General features: G+C 75.7%; 16 protein-coding genes. 6 read left to right on the forward strand and 10 right to left on the reverse strand.

All coding sequences use genetic code 11. The annotated features are described in order from the left end of the window. The first annotated feature begins 8 nt into the window (after positions 1–8). Complete coding sequence (locus tag FN207_RS20375; protein ID WP_142460286.1) at positions 9–1031, forward strand: LLM class F420-dependent oxidoreductase; 1023 nt, start codon at positions 9–11, stop codon at positions 1029–1031. 5 nt (positions 1032–1036) lie between these two features. Here the strand turns inward: FN207_RS20375 and FN207_RS20380 are convergent, their stop codons facing one another. The 3 genes from FN207_RS20380 to FN207_RS20390 all read right to left on the reverse strand — a co-directional run bounded on the left by FN207_RS20380 (position 1037) and on the right by FN207_RS20390 (position 2817). After that, positions 1037–1618 (reverse strand): dihydrofolate reductase family protein, encoded by a 582-nt coding sequence (locus FN207_RS20380; protein WP_142460287.1) that lies wholly within the window; start codon positions 1616–1618, stop codon positions 1037–1039. 41 nt (positions 1619–1659) lie between these two features. Further along, the gene (locus FN207_RS20385) at positions 1660–2223 is read right to left on the reverse strand and encodes a dihydrofolate reductase family protein (RefSeq protein WP_142460288.1); all 564 of its coding nucleotides are present in this window, start codon (positions 2221–2223) and stop codon (positions 1660–1662) included. Between the two features lie 93 nt (positions 2224–2316). Further along, positions 2317–2817 (reverse strand): Lrp/AsnC family transcriptional regulator, encoded by a 501-nt coding sequence (locus tag FN207_RS20390; protein ID WP_142460289.1) that lies wholly within the window; start codon positions 2815–2817, stop codon positions 2317–2319. Between the two features lie 151 nt (positions 2818–2968). Here FN207_RS20390 and hppD point away from each other — a divergent pair, with 151 nt between their 5' ends. Together hppD and FN207_RS20400 are read left to right on the forward strand one after the other, a co-directional pair. Then, positions 2969–4174 (forward strand): 4-hydroxyphenylpyruvate dioxygenase, encoded by a 1206-nt coding sequence (gene hppD / locus FN207_RS20395; protein WP_142460290.1) that lies wholly within the window; start codon positions 2969–2971, stop codon positions 4172–4174. Positions 4175–4218: 44 nt separating this feature from the next. Then, on the forward strand, positions 4219–5421 hold the full coding sequence (locus tag FN207_RS20400) for a homogentisate 1,2-dioxygenase (protein WP_142460291.1): 1203 nt from the start codon (positions 4219–4221) through the stop codon (positions 5419–5421). Here the strand turns inward: FN207_RS20400 and FN207_RS20405 are convergent. From FN207_RS20405 to FN207_RS26450, 4 genes are all read right to left on the reverse strand, one after another. Then, entirely contained in the window at positions 5410–6393 is a 984-nt protein-coding gene (locus tag FN207_RS20405; RefSeq protein ID WP_142460292.1) for an NAD-dependent epimerase/dehydratase family protein, read from the reverse strand. The two genes, FN207_RS20400 and FN207_RS20405, sit on opposite strands and share 12 nt — an antisense overlap. After that, positions 6390–8933, reverse strand: coding sequence for an alpha/beta fold hydrolase (locus tag FN207_RS20410; RefSeq protein ID WP_246066221.1), 2544 nt, complete (start codon positions 8931–8933; stop codon positions 6390–6392). Before FN207_RS20410 ends, FN207_RS20405 begins: the two co-directional genes overlap by 4 nt. Beyond that, positions 8930–10003: a 3-oxoacyl-ACP synthase III gene (locus FN207_RS20415; RefSeq protein WP_246066223.1), complete on the reverse strand. Its 1074-nt coding sequence runs from the start codon at positions 10001–10003 to the stop codon at positions 8930–8932. The genes FN207_RS20410 and FN207_RS20415 overlap by 4 nt, the downstream gene beginning before the upstream one ends. 113 nt (positions 10004–10116) lie before the next feature. After that, on the reverse strand, positions 10117–10287 hold the full coding sequence (locus tag FN207_RS26450; RefSeq protein WP_185938451.1) for a hypothetical protein: 171 nt from the start codon (positions 10285–10287) through the stop codon (positions 10117–10119). A gap of 130 nt (positions 10288–10417) precedes the next feature. Here FN207_RS26450 and FN207_RS20420 point away from each other — a divergent pair, with 130 nt between their 5' ends. Continuing rightward, the gene (locus FN207_RS20420; RefSeq protein WP_142460293.1) at positions 10418–11611 is read left to right on the forward strand and encodes a YncE family protein; all 1194 of its coding nucleotides are present in this window, start codon (positions 10418–10420) and stop codon (positions 11609–11611) included. 25 nt (positions 11612–11636) lie between these two features. Here the strand turns inward: FN207_RS20420 and FN207_RS20425 are convergent, their stop codons facing one another. Next, positions 11637–12029 carry a VOC family protein gene (locus FN207_RS20425; protein WP_142460294.1) on the reverse strand — a complete coding sequence of 131 codons (393 nt, stop codon included), beginning with the start codon at positions 12027–12029 and terminating at the stop codon, positions 11637–11639. A 117-nt stretch (positions 12030–12146) separates the two neighbouring features. After that, positions 12147–12626 (reverse strand): STAS domain-containing protein, encoded by a 480-nt coding sequence (locus FN207_RS20430; RefSeq protein ID WP_142460295.1) that lies wholly within the window; start codon positions 12624–12626, stop codon positions 12147–12149. Positions 12627–12897: 271 nt separating this feature from the next. Between FN207_RS20430 and FN207_RS20435 the strand changes: the two genes are divergently transcribed. Beyond that, positions 12898–14130 (forward strand): epoxide hydrolase family protein, encoded by a 1233-nt coding sequence (locus tag FN207_RS20435; RefSeq protein WP_142460296.1) that lies wholly within the window; start codon positions 12898–12900, stop codon positions 14128–14130. 46 nt (positions 14131–14176) lie between these two features. On the opposite strand, the gene FN207_RS20440 is transcribed toward FN207_RS20435, so the two are convergent. Beyond that, on the reverse strand, positions 14177–16546 hold the full coding sequence (locus FN207_RS20440; RefSeq protein WP_142460297.1) for a flippase-like domain-containing protein: 2370 nt from the start codon (positions 16544–16546) through the stop codon (positions 14177–14179). A gap of 252 nt (positions 16547–16798) precedes the next feature. Here FN207_RS20440 and FN207_RS20445 point away from each other — a divergent pair, with 252 nt between their 5' ends. Then, the gene (locus FN207_RS20445; RefSeq protein WP_221888319.1) at positions 16799–17176 is read left to right on the forward strand and encodes a cupredoxin domain-containing protein; all 378 of its coding nucleotides are present in this window, start codon (positions 16799–16801) and stop codon (positions 17174–17176) included. The last annotated feature ends 184 nt before the right edge of the window (positions 17177–17360 follow it).

The raw sequence follows: 17360 nt of genomic DNA on the forward strand, positions 1-17360 counted from the left end.
GCGACGCGATGCGACTGGGACTGTCCCTGGGCTACTGGGGCGCCGGGCCCGACCCGCAGGCCGCCGAACGGGTCGCCGCGGCCGAGGACCTCGGCTTCGACTCGATCTGGACCGCCGAGGCCTACGGCTCCGACGCCCTGACGCCGCTGGCCTGGCTGGGCGCCCGCACCACGCGCGTGCGCCTGGGCACCTCGGTGGTGCAGCTGTCGGCGCGCACCCCGACGGCGACGGCGATGGCCGCGCTCACCCTCGACCACCTCTCCGGCGGGCGCATGGTGCTCGGCATCGGCGCCTCGGGGCCGCAGGTGGTCGAGGGCTGGTACGGGCAGCCCTATCCGCGGCCGCTGGCCCGCACGCGTGAGTACGTGCAGGTGATGCGGCAGGTGTTCGCGCGGGAGAAGGTCGAGTTCGCCGGCGAGCACTACGCGTTCCCGTACCCGGGCGGCACCGGGCTCGGCAAGCCGCTGCGCCCGACCGTGCACCCGCTGCGCCCCGACCTGCCGGTGCTGCTCGCCGCCGAGGGGCCGAAGAACGTGGCGCTGGCCGCGGAGATCGCCGACGGCTGGCAGCCGCTGTTCTACGCGCCGCGGCAGGACGCCCACTACCGCGAGGCACTCGCCGAGGGCTTCGCCCGGCCCGGCGCGCGGCGCACCGCCGACGACTTCGAGGTCGTCGGCATGGTGCAGGTCGTCGTCGACGACGACGTCGAGGCCGCCGCCGACCGGCTGCGTCCGATGCTGGCGCTCTACATCGGCGGGATGGGCGCGAAGGGCGTCAACTTCCACCACGACGTCTTCGTGCGGATGGGCTACGCCGACGAGTGCGCCCGCATCCAGGAGGCCTACCTGGCCGGGCGCAAGGACGAGGCCGCCGGGCTGGTGCCGTTGCGGCTCGTCGAGGAGGTCGCGCTCGTCGGGCCGCGCGGCAAGGTCGCCGAGGAGGCGCACGTCTGGCGGGACTCGCTGCTCACCACGATGGTCGTCGGCGGCGACCCGAAGACGCTGGCGGCGATCGCCGACGTCCTCGGCTGAATCGGTCAACGGCGCACCCGGTAGCGCAGGTGGAGCACCCGGTTGCCCTGGAGCACCACGTCGGGATCCGCCAACAGGTGCTGCGCATGGGCCGACCCGAAGAAGCGCTTGCCGGACCCGAACACGACGGGCACGACGTCCATGCGCACCTCGTCGACCAGGCCCGCGGCGAGCACCTGGCCACCGACGTCGCCGGCGGCGACCTCGACCAGGCGGTTCCCCGCGAGCTCCTGCGCCCTGGCCACGGCCGCCTCGACGCCGTCGACGAAGTGGAACGGCGCGTCGGGGTCCCAGCCCTCGGGCATCGGCCGGTGGGTCACGACGACCACGTGGTCGATCCCGCTCGGGGGCTTCCCGTCCCAGCCGTCCGTCAGGTCGAAGACGTGGCGGCCGCAGATCGTGACCCCGATCGCGTCCCAGTACGGCCGGGTGTGGTCGTAGGACGTCTGCGACACCGTCAACGCGCCGCTCTCGTCCAACGGGACGTCCCCGCTGGACAACCAGTCGAACAACGGACCGGGCTGGTCGTGCTCGTCGGCGATGAAGCCGTCCACCGACACCGAGCCGTACATGACCACCGTGCTCACGGGGTTCTCCTCTGCTTGGGGGTACGCGGATCCTCGGGCGCTCAGTGCCTGGTCTCGTACCTGGTCAGGAGCACGCCGTCGGGGAACGTCCGGGTCTCCACCAGGGCCAGGTCCACCCAGTCGTCCAGGGCCGTGAAGAACGGCGTGCCGCCGCCCACCAGGACCGGGTGGGTGACGAGCGCGTACTCGTCGATCAGCCCGACCCGCATCGCCGCCGCGGCGAGAGTGGCCCCGACGATGTCCAAGGGGCCGCCGTCCTCGGCCTTGAGCCGGGTGATCTCGGTGACCGCGTCGCCGGTGACCAGGCGCGTGTTCCAGTCGACCGTGTCGATCGTGGAGGAGAACACCACCTTCGGCATGTCCCGCCAGCGGCGGGCGTACTCGACGTGCGCCGGTGTGGCGCCGGGCTGCTGGTCGGCGGTCGGCCAGTGGGAACTCATCCCCTCCCACACCTTGCGCCCGTACAGCGCCGTGCCCGTCGCTCCCACCCGGTCGGACCACCACTGGAACAGCTCGTCGCTCGGCACGCTCCAGCCGAGGTCGTCGCCGGGTGCGGCGGTGTAGCCGTCCAGGCTCAGGTTCATGGCGAAGGTCAGTCTCCGCATGGCGTCATGCCTCCCGGAAGTCGGTCATCGGCGTACTGACCAGCACGGCGCGCAGAAGTCATCGGTCGGGCCACACCGAGGGCAGGCGGGGGACTAGGTCCGGGGCATCCCGCTGCGGCCGGCGCCCTCCGCCGCCTCGGACCGCAGCAGCGGCAGCGTCCGCCACGGGACGAGCTGCGACAGCGCGACGACGCTGGTCGAGCGCACCACCGCCGGCGAGCGGTTGAGGTCGACCAGTACCTGCTGCAGCGCCTCGTGCGAGCCGGCCGCCACCCGGCAGAGGACGTCGCCGCTGCCGGTGGTCGCGTGCGCCTCCAGCACGCCGGGGATGGCCTCGAGGTCGGCGCGCACCGCCTCGATCGCGCCCTGGGCGATCTCGAGGGTGACGAACGCCTGCACGCCGAAGCCGGCGGCGGTGACGTCGACGTCGGGCCCGTAGCCGGTGACGATCCCGGACCGCTCGAGCCGGGCGATCCGGGCGGTCACGGTCGCGCGGGCGACCCCGAGCAGCCGGGACAGCTCCAGCGCGCCGGCCCGCGGGTGCTCGCGCAGCGCCGTCAGCACCGCCAGGTCGAGCGCGTCGAGGTCGGCCACGTCGTCCTCCGCTCAGCTGTACCGGTTGCACAGCCGGACCGCCCGTCCGCTGTGCGAGCGGTGCAGTCCGACCAGCAGCGGAGGGGATGGTTGCACAGACCCGGCGCCGGGAGTGGGCTGGAGGCCTCGCGGAGGAGACAGGAGCGTCGCCGTGTCGATCGAGCAGGCCCTGACCGACGAGGAGCGCCTCGCGCAGCTCGACCTCGAGCAGCTGCGCCAGCTGGTCGGCCTCGTGGAGTACGACGGGTCGGCCGACCCGTTCCCGGTCTCGGGCTGGGACGCCCTCGTCTGGATCGTCGGCAACGCGGTGCAGACGGCGCACTTCTTCCAGTCGGCGTTCGGCATGGAGCTGGTCGCCTACTCCGGCCCCGAGACCGGCAACCGCGACCACCATGCGTTCGTGCTGCGCTCGGGGGCCGCGCGCTTCGTCGTCACCGGCGCCTACGACCCGGCCAGCCGGCTGGCCGACCACCACCGGGCGCACGGCGACGGCATCGCCGACATCGCGCTCACGGTGCCCGACGTCGACCGCTGCATCACGCACGCCCGCGCGCAGGGCGCCACGGTGCTCACCGAGCCGCACGACGTCGCCGACGAGCACGGCACCGTGCGGCTGGCGACCATCGCCGCCTACGGCGACACCGTGCACACGCTCGTCGACCGCTCGCGCTACACCGGCCCGTACCTGCCCGGCTACGTCGCCCGCACGTCCACGCTGCAGCGGCGGCCCGGCGCCCCGCGGCGGCTGTTCCAGGCCGTCGACCACGTCGTCGGCAACGTCGAGCTCGGCGCCATGGACGCCTGGGTCGACTTCTACAACCGGGTCATGGGCTTCACCAACATGGCCGAGTTCATCGGCGACGACATCGCCACCGACTACTCGGCGCTGATGAGCAAGGTGGTGGCCAACGGCAACCACCGGGTGAAGTTCCCGCTCAACGAGCCGGCCGCGGGGAAGAAGAAGTCGCAGATCGACGAGTACCTGGAGTTCTACGGCGGGCCCGGCGCCCAGCACGTGGCGCTGGCGACCAACGACATCGTGGGCACCGTCGACGCGATGCGCGCCGAGGGCGTGGAGTTCCTCGCCACCCCCGACTCCTACTACTCCGACCCGCAGCTGCGCGCCCGCATCGGCGAGGTCCGGGTGCCGATCGGGGAGCTGCGCAGCCGGGGGATCCTCGTCGACCGCGACGAGGACGGCTACCTGCTGCAGATCTTCACCAAGCCCACCGGCGACCGGCCCACGGTGTTCTTCGAGCTCATCGAGCGGCACGGCTCGCTCGGCTTCGGCAAGGGCAACTTCAAGGCGCTGTTCGAGGCGATCGAGCGCGAGCAGGAGCGGCGCGGCAACTTCTGAGCGGCAGAGATGGCCATTTCTGCCGCTCCTCAGGGAGGTCGAGCATGGCGTTCTACCGGCGGGTGGGCAGCGTCCCGCCCAAGCGGCACACGCAGCACCGCCGTCCCGACGGCGGCCTGTACGCCGAGGAGCTGATGGGGGAGGAGGGCTTCAGCTCCGACTCCGCGCTGCTCTACCACCGCGGGATCCCGTCGGCGCTGGTCGACGCCCGGCCGTGGGAGCTGCCCGACCAGACGCTGACGCCGAACGCGCCGCTGGTGCCCCGGCACCTCAAGCTGCACGACCTGTTCCCCGGTGAGGAGCACAAGGGCACCGACCCGGTCACCGGGCGGCGGCTGGTCCTGGGCAACGCCGACGTGCGGATCTCCTACGCGGTGAGCAGCCTGACCAGCCCGTACTACCGCAACGCCACCGGCGACGAGTGCGTCTTCGTCGAGCGCGGCGCGGCCACGGTGGAGACGGTGTTCGGCGCCCTGGAGGTCGGGCGGGGCGACTACGTTGTGATCCCGCGGGCCACCACGCACCGCTGGGTCCCCACCGGCGAGGAGCCGCTACGCACGTACGCCGTCGAGGCGAACTCCCACATCGCCCCGCCCAAGCGCTACCTGTCGCGCTACGGGCAGTTCCTCGAGCACGCCCCGTACTGCGAGCGGGACCTGCGCGGCCCGTCCGAGCCGATGCTCGCCGAGGGCACCGACGTCGAGGTGTACGTCAAGCACCGCGCCCCCGGCGGCCTCGCCGGCACGGTGCACGTCGTCCCGGATCACCCCTTCGACGTCGTCGGCTGGGACGGCTGCCTGTACCCCTACGCCTTCGACGTCGCCGACTTCGAGCCGATCACCGGGCGGGTGCACCAGCCGCCGCCGGTGCACCAGGTGTTCGAGGGCGCCGGCTTCGTCATCTGCAACTTCGTGCCGCGCAAGGTCGACTACCACCCGCTCGCGGTGCCGGTGCCCTACTACCACTCCAACGTCGACAGCGACGAGGTCATGTTCTACGTCGACGGCGACTACGAGGCCCGCAAGGGCTCCGGCATCGGCAAGGGATCGATCTCCCTGCACCCCGGCGGGCACTCGCACGGCCCGCAGCCCGGCGCGGTCGAGCGCTCGCTGGGCGCGGAGGCCTTCGACGAGCTCGCCGTCATGGTCGACACCTTCCGCCCGCTCGACCTCGGCGAGGCCGGTACGGCCAGTGACGACGGGAAGTACGCCTGGAGCTGGTCCGGGCGCGGGCCGTCAGGCGGCTGAGTCGGAGGCGGCTGAGTACGAGCTGGCCAGGCGGGCGAAGCCCTCCTCGAGCGTCACGTGCGGCTCCCACCCGAGGGCGGTGCGGGTGCGCCGCTGGTCGAACCAGTGCGCGGTCGCGAGCTGCTCGGCGAGGAAGCGGGTGATCGGCGGGACGTCGCGCCGGCCGGTCACCGCCCAGATCCCCTCGACGGCGGCGCCGGCCGCCCAGGCCGCCCGGAACGGCACCCGGCGGCGCGGCGCGGGGACCCCGGCGGCCCGGCACAGCCGCCCGATGACCTCCGCGACCGGGCGCGGCTCGCCGTTGGAGACGACCAGCGCCTCGCCGTGCACGGACCCGCACGCGTCCACCGCGGCGACCAGGGCCGCGGCGGCGTTGTCGACGTAGGTGGTGTCGATCAGCGCCGCGCCCGAGCCGATCACCGGCAGCCGGCCGGTGCGCGCCCGCTCGACGATGCGTGCCACGAGCTGCGTGTCGCCCGGTCCCCACACCAGGTGCGGCCGCACCGCCAGCACGGCCAGCGCGGGGCCGTCGGCGGCCAGGACCTCGCGCTCGGCGATCGCCTTGGAGCGCGAGTAGCGGCCGCGCGCGCCGTCGGGGTCGGCCGGCCCGGCGCCGACGCCGGTCAGCGCCGTCCCGGCGTGCGCCACCGACGGCGAGGAGACGTACACCAGCCGGCCGACGCCGGCGGCCCGGCACGCCCCGACGACGGACCGGGTGCCCTCGACGTTCGCGGTCACGTACTCCGCCCACGGGCCGGTGACGTCGACCTTCGCGGCCAGGTGCAGCACGGCGTCCTGGCCCCGTACGGCGCGGTCGACGGCGTCCCGGTCGGCGACGTCGCCGAGCACCTCGCGGCACGGCAGGCCCGAGGGCCGGCGCTGCAGCACCGTCACGTCGTCGCCGCGCTCGAGCAGCGCTCTCGCCGTCGCCCGGCCGAGCATGCCGCTCGCGCCGGTGACCAGCACCCTCACGACCGGGCGCCGGCCAGCACCCGCGCCGCGCGGCGGGCGACCTCGGCGCGGTCGACCTTCGACTGGTGCCGGATGTCCACCGGCAGCGCCGGGACGGTCAGCACCGCGGCGACGTCGACGCCCGCGGCCGAGCGGACGGCGTCGGTGAGGTCCGGTCCGGCCAGCCGCGGCCGCCGGCCGCGCCGCCGGTCGTGGGAGGGCACCACGACCACCACGACGACCTGCGCCCCCGCCGGCCCGACGCCGACGGCCGCCGCGGACGTCACGCCCTCGAGGCGCTCGACCCGCTGCTCGATCCCGACCGGCGTCACCGGTCCCACGGCCGTGGTCACCACGTGCTGCAGGCGGCCCTCGATCCACAGCCGGCCCTCGGCGTCGAGGTGCCCGACGTCGCCGGTGCGGTGCCAGCCGGCGTCCCGGGAGGTCGCGCGCTCCAGCGCCCACAGCGCGTCGTAGCGGTCCTTGACGTGCGCGGCCCGCACGCACACCTCGCCGGTGGTGCCAGGGGAGTCGGTGAGCGGCCCGTCCGCCCGTCCGTCGGCCGACAGCGGGCTGACACGCACGGAGACGCCCGGCAGCGGCGTGCCCACGCAGACGCCCTCGCCCTCGCCGGCCGCCTCGATGCCAGCGAGGGAGACGTCGGCGACGGGCAGCACCTCGGTCATCCCGTACGGCGTGTGCGCGTCGGCGGCCGGGAGCACGTCGCGCAGCGAGCGCAGCAGTGACGCCGGGACGGGCGCGCCGGCGGACATGAGCAGCCGGACGCCGGCGAGCGCCTGCCGCTGCGCCGCCGAGAGGTCCGCCGCGGTGGCCGCGACCCGCCGCAGCGCCGCGGGCGAGGCGAACACGACCGTCGCCCCGACCGCGGCCGCGGCGTCGGCGAGGGCGGCCGCGGTGAGCGACCCGGGTGCGGTGACGTCGACGTCGGGGACCGCCGACCCGATGCCCAGCGCGGGCCCGAGGATCGCGAAGGGGGCGAACGCCGCCACCAGGCGGTCGGCGGGGGTGAGGGCGTAGGCCGAGCGGACGAGGGCGGTCTGCGCGGCGGCCTGGCGGTGCGTGTAGACGACGCCCTTGGCGGGCCCCGTGGCGCCGGAGGTGAACAGCACGGCGCAGTCGTCGTCGACCGGGACCTCGGCCGGCACCGGGGCCGAGCGGCCGAGCACCTCGAGGTCGTCGAGGGTGTGCGCGGCGCCGCGGGAGCCCCGCCCCGCCGCGATGCGGAGCCCGGGCAGGCCCATCAGCCGCGCGGCGGCCAGGCCCTTGCCGCTGCCGATGACGGCGTCGACCCCGGCGCTGCGCAGGGCCCGGCGCATGCCGGCGAACCCGAGGCCCTTGTCGGCCACGACCACGACCCCGCCGGCGCGCCAGACGGCGTAGACCGAGGCGGTGAGGTCGGCCGAGGGCTCGACCAGGAGCGCGACGCGGTGCCCGGGGCGGACGCCGGCGGCCGCGAGCCCGGCGGCCAGGTGCCGCACCCGCGCGGCGAGCCCCGACCAGGTCACCGTCGTGCCGCCGACCTCGACGACGGCGGCCGCGTCGTCGCCGGCCCGCTCCTCCAGCGCCGACCACAGCCGCCGCGCGGCGCCGTCGGCGGGCCCGGCCGGGCGGTCGGGCGCCGCACGGCCGGCGTCGAGGTCGGTCACCCACTGCGCCACGGCCTGCGCGTACTGCGGCGCATCCTCGGGGAGCAGGTGCGAGGCGCCCTCGTAGCGGTGCAGCCGGGCCTGCGGCAGGCGGCCGCGCAGGTCGGTCAGGTACCGCTCGCCGAAGACGGGGTCGCGGGGGCCCCACAGCAGCAGCGCGGGGACGTCGAGGTCGCGGATGCCCTCGGCGATCGCCTCCTGCGCCGCGCGCGAGGGGTGCCCGGGCGAGAACGGGATGTCGGCGACGAAGTCGCCCACCGACCGGCGCCGCGCGCGCGAGCGGTACGGGCTGGCGAACGCCCGGCGCACCTCGGCGGGCAGGGCCGGGCGGGACAGCGCCGTCGTCGCGCGGACGAACACCGGCGTGCCGACGGTGACCGCCGCGCGGACGCCGGGGGCGTCGGCGGCGCGGATGAGCACCGGGCCCCAGTCGCCCTCGGGCATGGCGACGGCGGTGTTGCACAGGACGACCCCGCGCAGGTCGGCGCGGTGCTCCAGTGCCCAGCCCAGCGAGATGACGCCGCCCCAGTCGTGCCCGACGGTGACCACCGGGCCGGTGACGCCGAGCGCCGCGGTCAGGTCGCCGAGGTCGGCGACCCGCTGCCGCAGCGTCCGGGGCGCGGTCAGCCGGTCCGACCACCCCATGCCGAGCTGGTCGGGGGCGACCACCCGCCACCCGGGCGGGGCGGCGGCCAGCAGCCGGCGCCACAGGTAGGACCAGGTGGGGTTGCCGTGGACGCACAGCAGCGTGCCCACGGGGTCGGTCACGCCGTTGTCGAGGACGTGCCAGGTGTGCTTGGTGCCCGTGGCGTCGGCGACGGCGAGCGTGCGGGACCAGGCGGGGTCCAGGCCGGGCAGCGCCGGCGGGGACCCCGCCACGTCGGGCGCCGTCACCAGGCGAGCTCGAGGCAGGAGACGTTGAGGCCCGAGCCGATGCCCATGAGGAGCACGCGGTCGCCGCCGGACAGGGAGTCCTGCTGGCCGGCCAGGGTGTAGGGGACCGACGCCGGCCCGAGGTTGCCGCGCACCGGGAACGTCGTCGGCACCAGGGCGGGGTCGATGGAGAACCGGTCGCACATCGCCTTCGTGTGCACCTTCGAGACCTGGTGGACGATGTAGCGGTCCATCCCGGAGGCCCAGTCCACCTCGGCCGCGGCGTCGGCCCACATGTCCTCCGACAGCGCCAGGCCGGCGTCGAGCAGGCCCTTGAGGTCGGTGCGCATGAGGTCGTTGTCGCCGACGCACAGCTCGTGGTGCTCGGTCCCGGCCCGGCTCACCGAGGCGACCAGGCGGTGGCCCTCGGGGTGGCGGTCGGCGCGGCCGAGGACCATGGCGACGGCGCCGGAGCCCAGCGTCAGGGTGGCGAACTGCGCGATCACGTCCTTGGACGTCGTCCCCGGCTCGTTGAGCCGGTCGAGGGTGCGCTCCTGCACCGGCCGCGAGTCCTCGCCGTTGACGACGAGCGCGTACTCGACCATGCCGGAGTCGATCATCGCGGCGGCGAGCTCCATGCCGTTGACGAAGCCGAGGCAGGCGTTGGTCACGTCGAAGTTCTGGCACGAGCGCGGCAGGCCGAGCGCGTGGTGCACGGCGACCGCGGTGGAGGGCTCGAGGTACTTGCGGCTCACCGAGGTGTTGACCATGAGACCGATGGCGGCGGGGTCGACGCCGCTCTCGCTGATCGCCTTGGCGCCGGCCTCGGCCGCGCCCTCGACGAACGTGACGCCCTCGCCCCACCAGCGGCGCTCGCGGATGCCGGCCAGGCGCTCGAGCAGCCCGGGCCGCAGCCCCACGCGCCGGTAGGTGTCGGCGAGCGCGTCGTCGAGCGCGTCGGAGGTGACGACCCGGCTGGCGTCGGCGGTCTGCAGTGCCAGGACGGCCGTGTTGCCGAACCTGTGGATGGCGTTACCGCCCATGTGCGGGGTCCCGTCCTCGGGGGCGGCGTCCTGCTGCGCCGCCGTCATCTGGGAGCAACTACCCGACCGCCTCCCGGCCATTCCGCCGGTCCGGTCACTGCGCCCGCCGCGGTCGCCGGATCACTGCACGTGAGGGCGCCGCGGGGGCTGGGTCGAGAGCCTCAGGCGGGCTCGGGCACGCCGCCGGGGTCGCCGCCGGGATCGTCCGGTGTCGCCTCGACCGGCGGCGGCGGGAGCGGCTCCGGTGCGTCGGGGAGCAGCTCGGCGGGATCGTCCGGCACCGGCTCGGTGGGGTCGATCTGCGGATCGGGCTCCGGCAGGGGTGCGACCATCCGCCGAGTCAACCAGCGCCCAGCCCGCTGCGGGAAGCCCACCCGTCGCCGGGCAGCGCCCGTACCCCTTGCCGCGGGCCGCCCACCCCCCGACCATGCACTCCCGGACCGTCGACGAGGACGGGAAGCCATGGCACGCGACGACAGGGACCTGCACCACTCGTCCGCGCACGGCAGGCACCGCCGCAGGCGGACCCGCCGGCTGACGCTCGCGATCGGCCTCGCCCTCGGACTCGTGGCCGCCGCCGTGGTCGGCGGCCTCCTCCTGCTCCGCGGGTCCCCGTCCTCCGACGGCCGGGCGGAGGCGGCCGCCGCGTCGACCGGCGCGGGCGGGGACGCGCACGCCGGGCACGGGGGAGCGGCACCGACGACGCCGGCCCCGGCCGCGCCCTCGGGCCCGCCGCGCAGCGGTCCCACCCCCGGCCTCGGCGTGGCCCTCCCCGTCGGCGCGGCGCCGCACCACATGGCGATTGCCCCGGACGGGCGCTCCGCCTACGTCGCCGACAGCGCCCTCGGGGCGCTGCTGCGGCTCGACCCCGCCTCCGGCGCGGTGACCGCCACGATCCCGATCCCGGAGGCGCCGCCGCAGATGGTGACCCTCGCCCCCGACGGGTCGCGCGCGTACGTGTCGGCCTACGACGAGACCTTCGCGACCAGCTACGTCGTCGTCGTGGACACCGCGATCGACCGCGCGATCATGGCCGTGCCGGTGGGCCGGGGGCCCTACGCCATGGCGACCGGCCCGGACGGGCGGCTGCTGTACGTGCCCTACTACGACGAGGACCACCTCGACGTCCTCGACACGAGCACGCTGGCACGCGTGCAGCGGATCGACGTCGCGCCGTCGCCGCACTGGATCGACTTCTCCGCCGACCGGCGGTCGGCCTACCTGACCAACCACTTCTCCGGCCTGGTGACGGTCCTGGAGCTGGACGGCCACCGGGTGGTGACGACGATCGACGTGGGGGAGGGCCCGCACAGCGTCGAGACCTCGCCCGACGGGACCCGCGTCGCGGTCGTCAACTACGTCAGCGACGACGTCTCGCTCATCGACCCGGCGACCAACACCGTGGTCGGCACCGTCCCGGGGGTGGGCGCCGGACCGCAGGACGTCACCTGGGCGCCCGACGGCCGGCACCTCTACACCGCCAACGTCGAGGACGGCACCGTCGGCGTGGTCGACGTGGCGACGGGCACCGTCACCGCGCGCATCCCCACCGGGGACAGCCCGACCAGCGTCTCGGTCACCCCGGACGGGCGCCGCCTCCTGGTGACCAACTACGGCGACGGCACCGTCCGGCTGCTCGACGCCGCCGGCGCCTAGCCCGCGGACCAGGCGGGAGGCCGCCTCAGCCGGCGGTCTCCTCCTGGTCGATGCACATGGTGTTGCCCTCGCTGTCGCGGAACCAGGCCGCGCGGCCCAGCCCCTCGAGGGTGGCGATCTCGCCGTCCCACCGGACGCCGGGCATGTCGTAGACCTCGAAGACCACGCCCTTGGCCTTGAGGTCGCGCACCTCGACCTCGATGTCGTCGACGTGCCACTGGGCGATGGTGTGGCCCGCCTCGCCCGCGTGCGGCGTCTCGTAGACGTTGAAGGCCGTGCCGGAGTCGGTCCGGTAGGCGAGGTTGACGCCCGCCATCTCGCGGGCCGGCGTCATCCCGAGCTTGTCGGCGTAGAAGGCCCGGGCCCTGGCCAGGTCGGCCGCGGGGATGTTGGCCTCGACCCTGCTGGTGTTCAGCATCGCGTGCTCCTGGGGGTGCGGCGTGCACCGGGACCCGCGCAGGGCGGTCCGGGCGCGGGCCGGGACGTGGGGGACGGTCCTCGCTCCTCCGGCGCACGGCCAGGGACGCAGGTCCCGTCACTCCTGACCGCGGTGCGGACGGCCGTCGTCCGGGACCGGCGCCCCGAGGTCGCCGGCCGCGTCCGGCTCCGTCGGCGGACCGGTCAGCAGGGCGCGGTGGTCGAGGCTGACGCCGTCGTCGAGGTGGCGGGTGACCGCGGCCGAGACCGACACCAGCCGCAGGGTGGCCGCCCGCAGGCGCATCGCCTCCGCGGCCTCGAGGACCGGGGCCATGCCCTCCTCGTCGATGGCGAGGACGCCGGACATGTCGAGCACCAGCTCCCGGGGGCCGCCCTCGGTGCTGAACATCGCCAGGAACATCCGCAGGCGCCCGGCGGTGTCGGCGTCCAGCCGGCCGCCCACCGCCAGGACCACCGACCGCTGGTGCAGGCTGAGGAGGGGCTCGCGGGGCCGGGGGACCGGCGCTCGGCCCGGCGCCCTGTCCGGCGCCTCCCCGTCCCTGACCACGTGCAGGCCGTGCCGCGATCGTCCGGTCATGGACACGCCGACTCCTCAGCGGTGGAGCGATCGGCTGCCGGGTCCGGGGCAGGGCCCGCGCGTGCGGGCGTGCACGCAGCCTACGACTCCCCGCGCTCCTGGACGTCCCGGTCGACCCGGCGGCAGGACGAGTCGTTCGACCGTGGCGACGCCGCGGACGCGCGGACCAGGGTGGGTCGTCCCGGAGCGCCGACCGTGCCCGGCCCGTGGGCTCCCGCTCCCGCCCCGCCCGGTCCGCTCCCCCCGGAAACCGACAGAGGGCAGAGCGACCATGACCGCAGTCCAGCAGCAGGCCGGCAGCGCCATCCGTCCCTTCCGCGTCGACGTCCCGGAGGAGGCGCTCACCGACCTGCGCCGCCGCCTGGCCGCGACGCGCTGGCCGAGCCCGGAGCTGGTCGCCGACCGCTCGCAGGGGGTGCAGTCGGCCACGATGCAGGCGCTGGCCCGTCACTGGGCCGGCGAGTACGACTGGCGCCGGTGCGAGGCGCGGCTGAACGCGCTGCCGCAGTTCGTGACCGAGATCGACGGCGTGGACGTCCACTTCCTCCACGTGCGCTCCCCGCACCCGGACGCGATGCCGCTGGTCATGACGCACGGCTGGCCGGGCTCGGTCGTCGAACTGCTCGACGCCGTCGACCCGCTGACCGACCCGCCCGCCCACGGCGGGCGCGCCGAGGACGCCTTCGGCCTCGTGCTGCCGTCGCTGCCCGGCTACGGCTTCTCCGCGGAGCCCAGGGAACTGGGGTGGGACGTCGGTCGCGTCGCCCGGGCGTGGGCCGAGCTGATGCGCCGCCTCGGCTACGACCGCTACGTCGCCCAGGGCGGCGACGTCGGCGCCGGCGTCACCGACGTCATGGGCCGCCAGGCACCCGAGGGCCTGCTCGGCATCCACGTCAACCTGCTCGTGACGGCGCTCGGGGGCCTGCAGTTCCCGACCGACACCGAGGAGGAGCGCGCGGCGGCCGCCGCCATCGCCACGTTCCAGGCCAGCGGCTTCTCCTACTTCCTGCAGATGGCCACCCGGCCGCAGACGATCGGCTACGCCCAGCTGGACTCGCCCGTCGCCCTCGCGGCCTGGCTGCTCGACCACGACACCGACAGCTACGAGAAGATCGCCCGCGCGTTCGTCGACGGGGAGCCCTCGGGCAACCTCACCCGGGACAACGTCCTCGACAACATCACGCTGTACTGGCTCACCGGCACCGGGGCGTCGGCGGCCCGGTCGTACTGGGAGAACTACGGACCGGTCGCCGCCGCGGCCGCCGCGGCGGGGCCGCCCCCGCCGGACGTCGCGGTCCCGGTCGGCTTCACCACGTTCCCCGGCGAGATCTGGCGGACGCCGCGCAGCTGGGCCGAGCTGTCCTACGCCACGCTCGGCTACTTCAACGAGGTGGACCGGGGCGGCCACTTCGCCGCGTGGGAGGAACCGGAGTTGTTCGCCTCCGAGATCCGGGCGGCGTTCCGGCCGCTGCGCACCCCGCCGATCCCGCAGCCGCGCCGCTGACCCGCGGAGAACCGGCGCCGGCGGCGGAGGGCTGCCCGGCGGCGGGCTACACGGCGTCCGTCCTGCGCAGCCAGCGCAGGGCGAACCAGCCCGGCAGGACCGGCAGCCAGAAGGTCGCGATCCGGAAGAGGAAGACGGCGGGGACGGCGACCGTGTGGTCCATCCCCGCGCCGACCAGCCCGGCGATGAGGGCGGCCTCGAGGGCGCCCAGCCCGCCGGGCGTCGGGGCGGCCGCGGCGACGGCGGCGCCGACCAGGTAGACGGCGCCGACGACCGCGGGGCCCAGGTCGCCGCCCAGGGCCACCGTGCACAGGTAGAGGCAGAGGAGGTAGCCGAGGGTCGTCGTCGCCGAGCCCCCCAGCAGCAGCCCGAGCTTGCCGGGGCTGCGCAGGACGGCGGCCACGCCGTGCCGGGCCCGTCGCAGCGGCGGGAGCAGCCGCCCGGCGACCGTCCGCCGGACGGCCGGGACGGCGGCAGCGGCCACGAGGACCGCGAGCAGCGCCAGGGCGCCCCACAGCACGGCGGGCGACTCCACCGGCCCCAGGGCGCCGGCCAGCGACCGGCCGGCCCAGATCCCGAACCCGAGCAGCAGGAGCACGTGGACGGCGGTCCCGGCGGCGTAGCTGAGACCGACGGCGGAGGTGGCCACCGCCAGGTCGACGCCGCTGCGCTGGAGGAACCGGACGTCGAGCGCCATGCCCCCGAGCGCGGCGGGCGCCAGCTTGCCGGTGAACGCCGAGGCGAGCTGGGCGACGAGGGTGGGCAGCGGCCGCAGCCGGGAGGGCACGGCTCCGGCGAGGCTGACCGCGGCGCCCACGTAGGTCAGCGCGGACGCCGCGAGGACCAGGGGCGCCCAGGCCCAGTCGGCGTCCCGGACCCGCTCGGCCATGCCGGCCAGGTCCCCGAGCTGGGGGACCAGGACGTAGGTGACGACCGCCAGCACCACGCCGAGCACGAGCGTCCTCGGCCGGACGCGGTCGAGGTCGGTCAGCGGGGGCTCCGGGACGCCGCAGTGCGTGGAGACGGCGGCGCGGAGGTCGGCGAGCAGGTGCCCGGCGTGCTTCGCGGCCTCCCGCGTCGCGCCGCTCAGGCTCTCGGGCTGCAACCGGGGCAGCGACGCGGCGACCGCCTCCGGGCCGAGGCCGGCGACCGCGCTGTCGACGGCGGCGTCGACGCCGGTCTCCAGCGCCAGGGCGACGAGGAGCTGGGCGACGTCGGCGTCCAGCAGCGCCGGCGCGGCGGCGACCTCGCTGAACCCGAAGTCGATCAGCCAGGGCGCGCCCGAGGGGTCGAGGAGGAGGTTGGCCCGGCGCAGGTCCCGGTGCGCGACGCGGTGGCGGCGCAGGAGCGCCACCTGCTCCCAGATCCCGTGCAGCACCGGCGGGGTCAGCGCCGCGTCGGGCAGCCGGTCGAGGGTGGCGCCGTCGACCAGGTCGTAGGACAGCAGCAGGGCGTCGCGCCCGACCGGGGAGATGGTCCGCAGGCGCGGCGTCCGCGCACCGGCGTCCCGGACGAGCAGCGACACCAGCGCCTCGTGCTCGACGGTGCGGCGCAGCGAGGAGAACGGGCGCTCGTCGCCCACGTTCCGCAGCCGGAGGAACCGGTAGGTCCGGAACAGCAGGTCCGCGGCGCGGTTCTCGGCGCCCATCACCTTGGCGAACACCCGGTCCCCGTTCCGCAGGACGGCGGTCCAGGGGACCGAGCCGCGGGCGTCGACCGAGGCCGGCTGCACGTCGACCGGGTCCAGGCCGCTGCCGGCCAGGGCGGCGGCCACGGCAGCGCGGGTCGGCCGGGTGACGGGACGGCCGAGGAGCAGCAGCGTCCCGGACCCGGCCGCGGCGCCGAGCACGAGCGCCACGGCCTGCGTGGCCGGGAACCCCAGGGGGGCGAGCAGGTGCAGCAGGGTCGTCCCCGCGACCACCAGGACGCCGGCCCGCCGCCACCGGCGGGACACGAACGGCGCCAGCACCGCGAACGACGCCGTGGCGGCGGCCAGCCCGTCGCTGCCGAGCGTGCCGCCCCCGTCGAGGAGCCACCCGGCCCCGCGCGCCAGCGCCACGGCGGTGAGACCGGCGACCAGCAGGTAGCCGACCAGCCGGGGCCGGCGGGTCAGCGCGGCCGCGGTCCACGCCGCCGCCACCGACCCCGCTGCCAGCAGCGTGGCGGCCCCGGCCAGGACCCGCTCCACGGCCGGTGCGGCCGAGGACACCCGCCGGACCAGGTCGTCGTCGAGCGCCGAGGCCTCGCCGCGCACCCAGCGGGCCACCAGCAGCAGGAGGAGGGCCGCGACGGTCAGCACGGCGACGCGCAGCACGTCGCTGGGGGACCGCTCGTAGCCGGTGACCTCCTCCCGCGAGTGGTCCTCTCCCGCGGGTGTCGTGGCGGGCCGGGTCGCCGGGGTGTCCGTCCTCGTCATGCGCTCCGCCCTCCGGGGTCGTCGCTGGACCCACCGTGGCCCACCGGGGCCGCTCCCGGGGAGGAGCCGGACCCGGTGACCTCGACCGGGACGGCGGATCCACGCGGCACGCGGGACACCACCCACCCGGGGAGCCGTCCGGACTACCGTCTCCGGGGTCGGCACCACGTCGGGACGCCGGACCGCCGCCCCGGTGCCGCGAGGGGCTGCCGGGTGATGGCGATGAGACCTCCCACAGCAGGTGTCCTGGCGGTGCTCCTCCTGGCGGCCGCCTGCAGCAGCCCGGAGGACGACGACGGTGCGGAGGCGTCGGCGACCGCGGTGCCCGGGGCGCCGACGCTGCGGGGCACCGTCGGGACCGAGGACTCCGAGGACGCCTTCGAGATCGCCCTGGTCGACGAGGACGGGGCGCCGGTGACCGAGCTACCGGCCGGTCAGTACAACGTCGAGGTGACCGACCACAGCGGCGTCCACGACTTCCACCTCAGCGGCGGGGACGGCGCGGTCGACGAGAAGACGGGGATCCGGGAGCAGGGCGAGACGACCTGGGTGGTGACGTTCGAGCCGGGCGACTACCGCTACATCTGCGACCCGCACCCGAGCATGAACGGCCTGTTCACCGTCACGTGACGCCCTGACGGGCGCACCTGGGTCGCAGCCGCACCCGGGTCGCACGGCCCTGTCGGCCCCGGGCCGGGCGCTCCTAGCCTGCCGGGACCGGACTCCGCAGGGCTCGGCCCTCCGCCGCACGGGCCGGACCGCCTCGAGCGCATCGGAGAGCCAGCATGGCCCGCTCCGTCCCGCAGGCACCGCC

The sequence above is a fragment of the Geodermatophilus aquaeductus genome, assembly GCF_900182545.1.
Classification (GTDB): domain Bacteria; phylum Actinomycetota; class Actinomycetes; order Mycobacteriales; family Geodermatophilaceae; genus Geodermatophilus; species Geodermatophilus aquaeductus.

Coding starts and splice junctions, on each gene's coding strand:
- FN207_RS20375 (WP_142460286.1), top strand. CDS start 9: ATGCGACTGGGACTGTCCCTGGGCTACTGGGGCGCCGGGCCCGACCCG.
- FN207_RS20385 (WP_142460288.1), bottom strand. CDS start 2,223: ATGCGGAGACTGACCTTCGCCATGAACCTGAGCCTGGACGGCTACACC.
- FN207_RS20400 (WP_142460291.1), top strand. CDS start 4,219: ATGGCGTTCTACCGGCGGGTGGGCAGCGTCCCGCCCAAGCGGCACACG.
- FN207_RS20415 (WP_246066223.1), bottom strand. CDS start 10,003: ATGACGGCGGCGCAGCAGGACGCCGCCCCCGAGGACGGGACCCCGCAC.
- FN207_RS26450 (WP_185938451.1), bottom strand. CDS start 10,287: ATGGTCGCACCCCTGCCGGAGCCCGATCCGCAGATCGACCCCACCGAG.
- FN207_RS20420 (WP_142460293.1), top strand. CDS start 10,418: ATGGCACGCGACGACAGGGACCTGCACCACTCGTCCGCGCACGGCAGG.
- FN207_RS20425 (WP_142460294.1), bottom strand. CDS start 12,029: ATGCTGAACACCAGCAGGGTCGAGGCCAACATCCCCGCGGCCGACCTG.
- FN207_RS20430 (WP_142460295.1), bottom strand. CDS start 12,626: ATGACCGGACGATCGCGGCACGGCCTGCACGTGGTCAGGGACGGGGAG.
- FN207_RS20435 (WP_142460296.1), top strand. CDS start 12,898: ATGACCGCAGTCCAGCAGCAGGCCGGCAGCGCCATCCGTCCCTTCCGC.
- FN207_RS20440 (WP_142460297.1), bottom strand. CDS start 16,546: ATGACGAGGACGGACACCCCGGCGACCCGGCCCGCCACGACACCCGCG.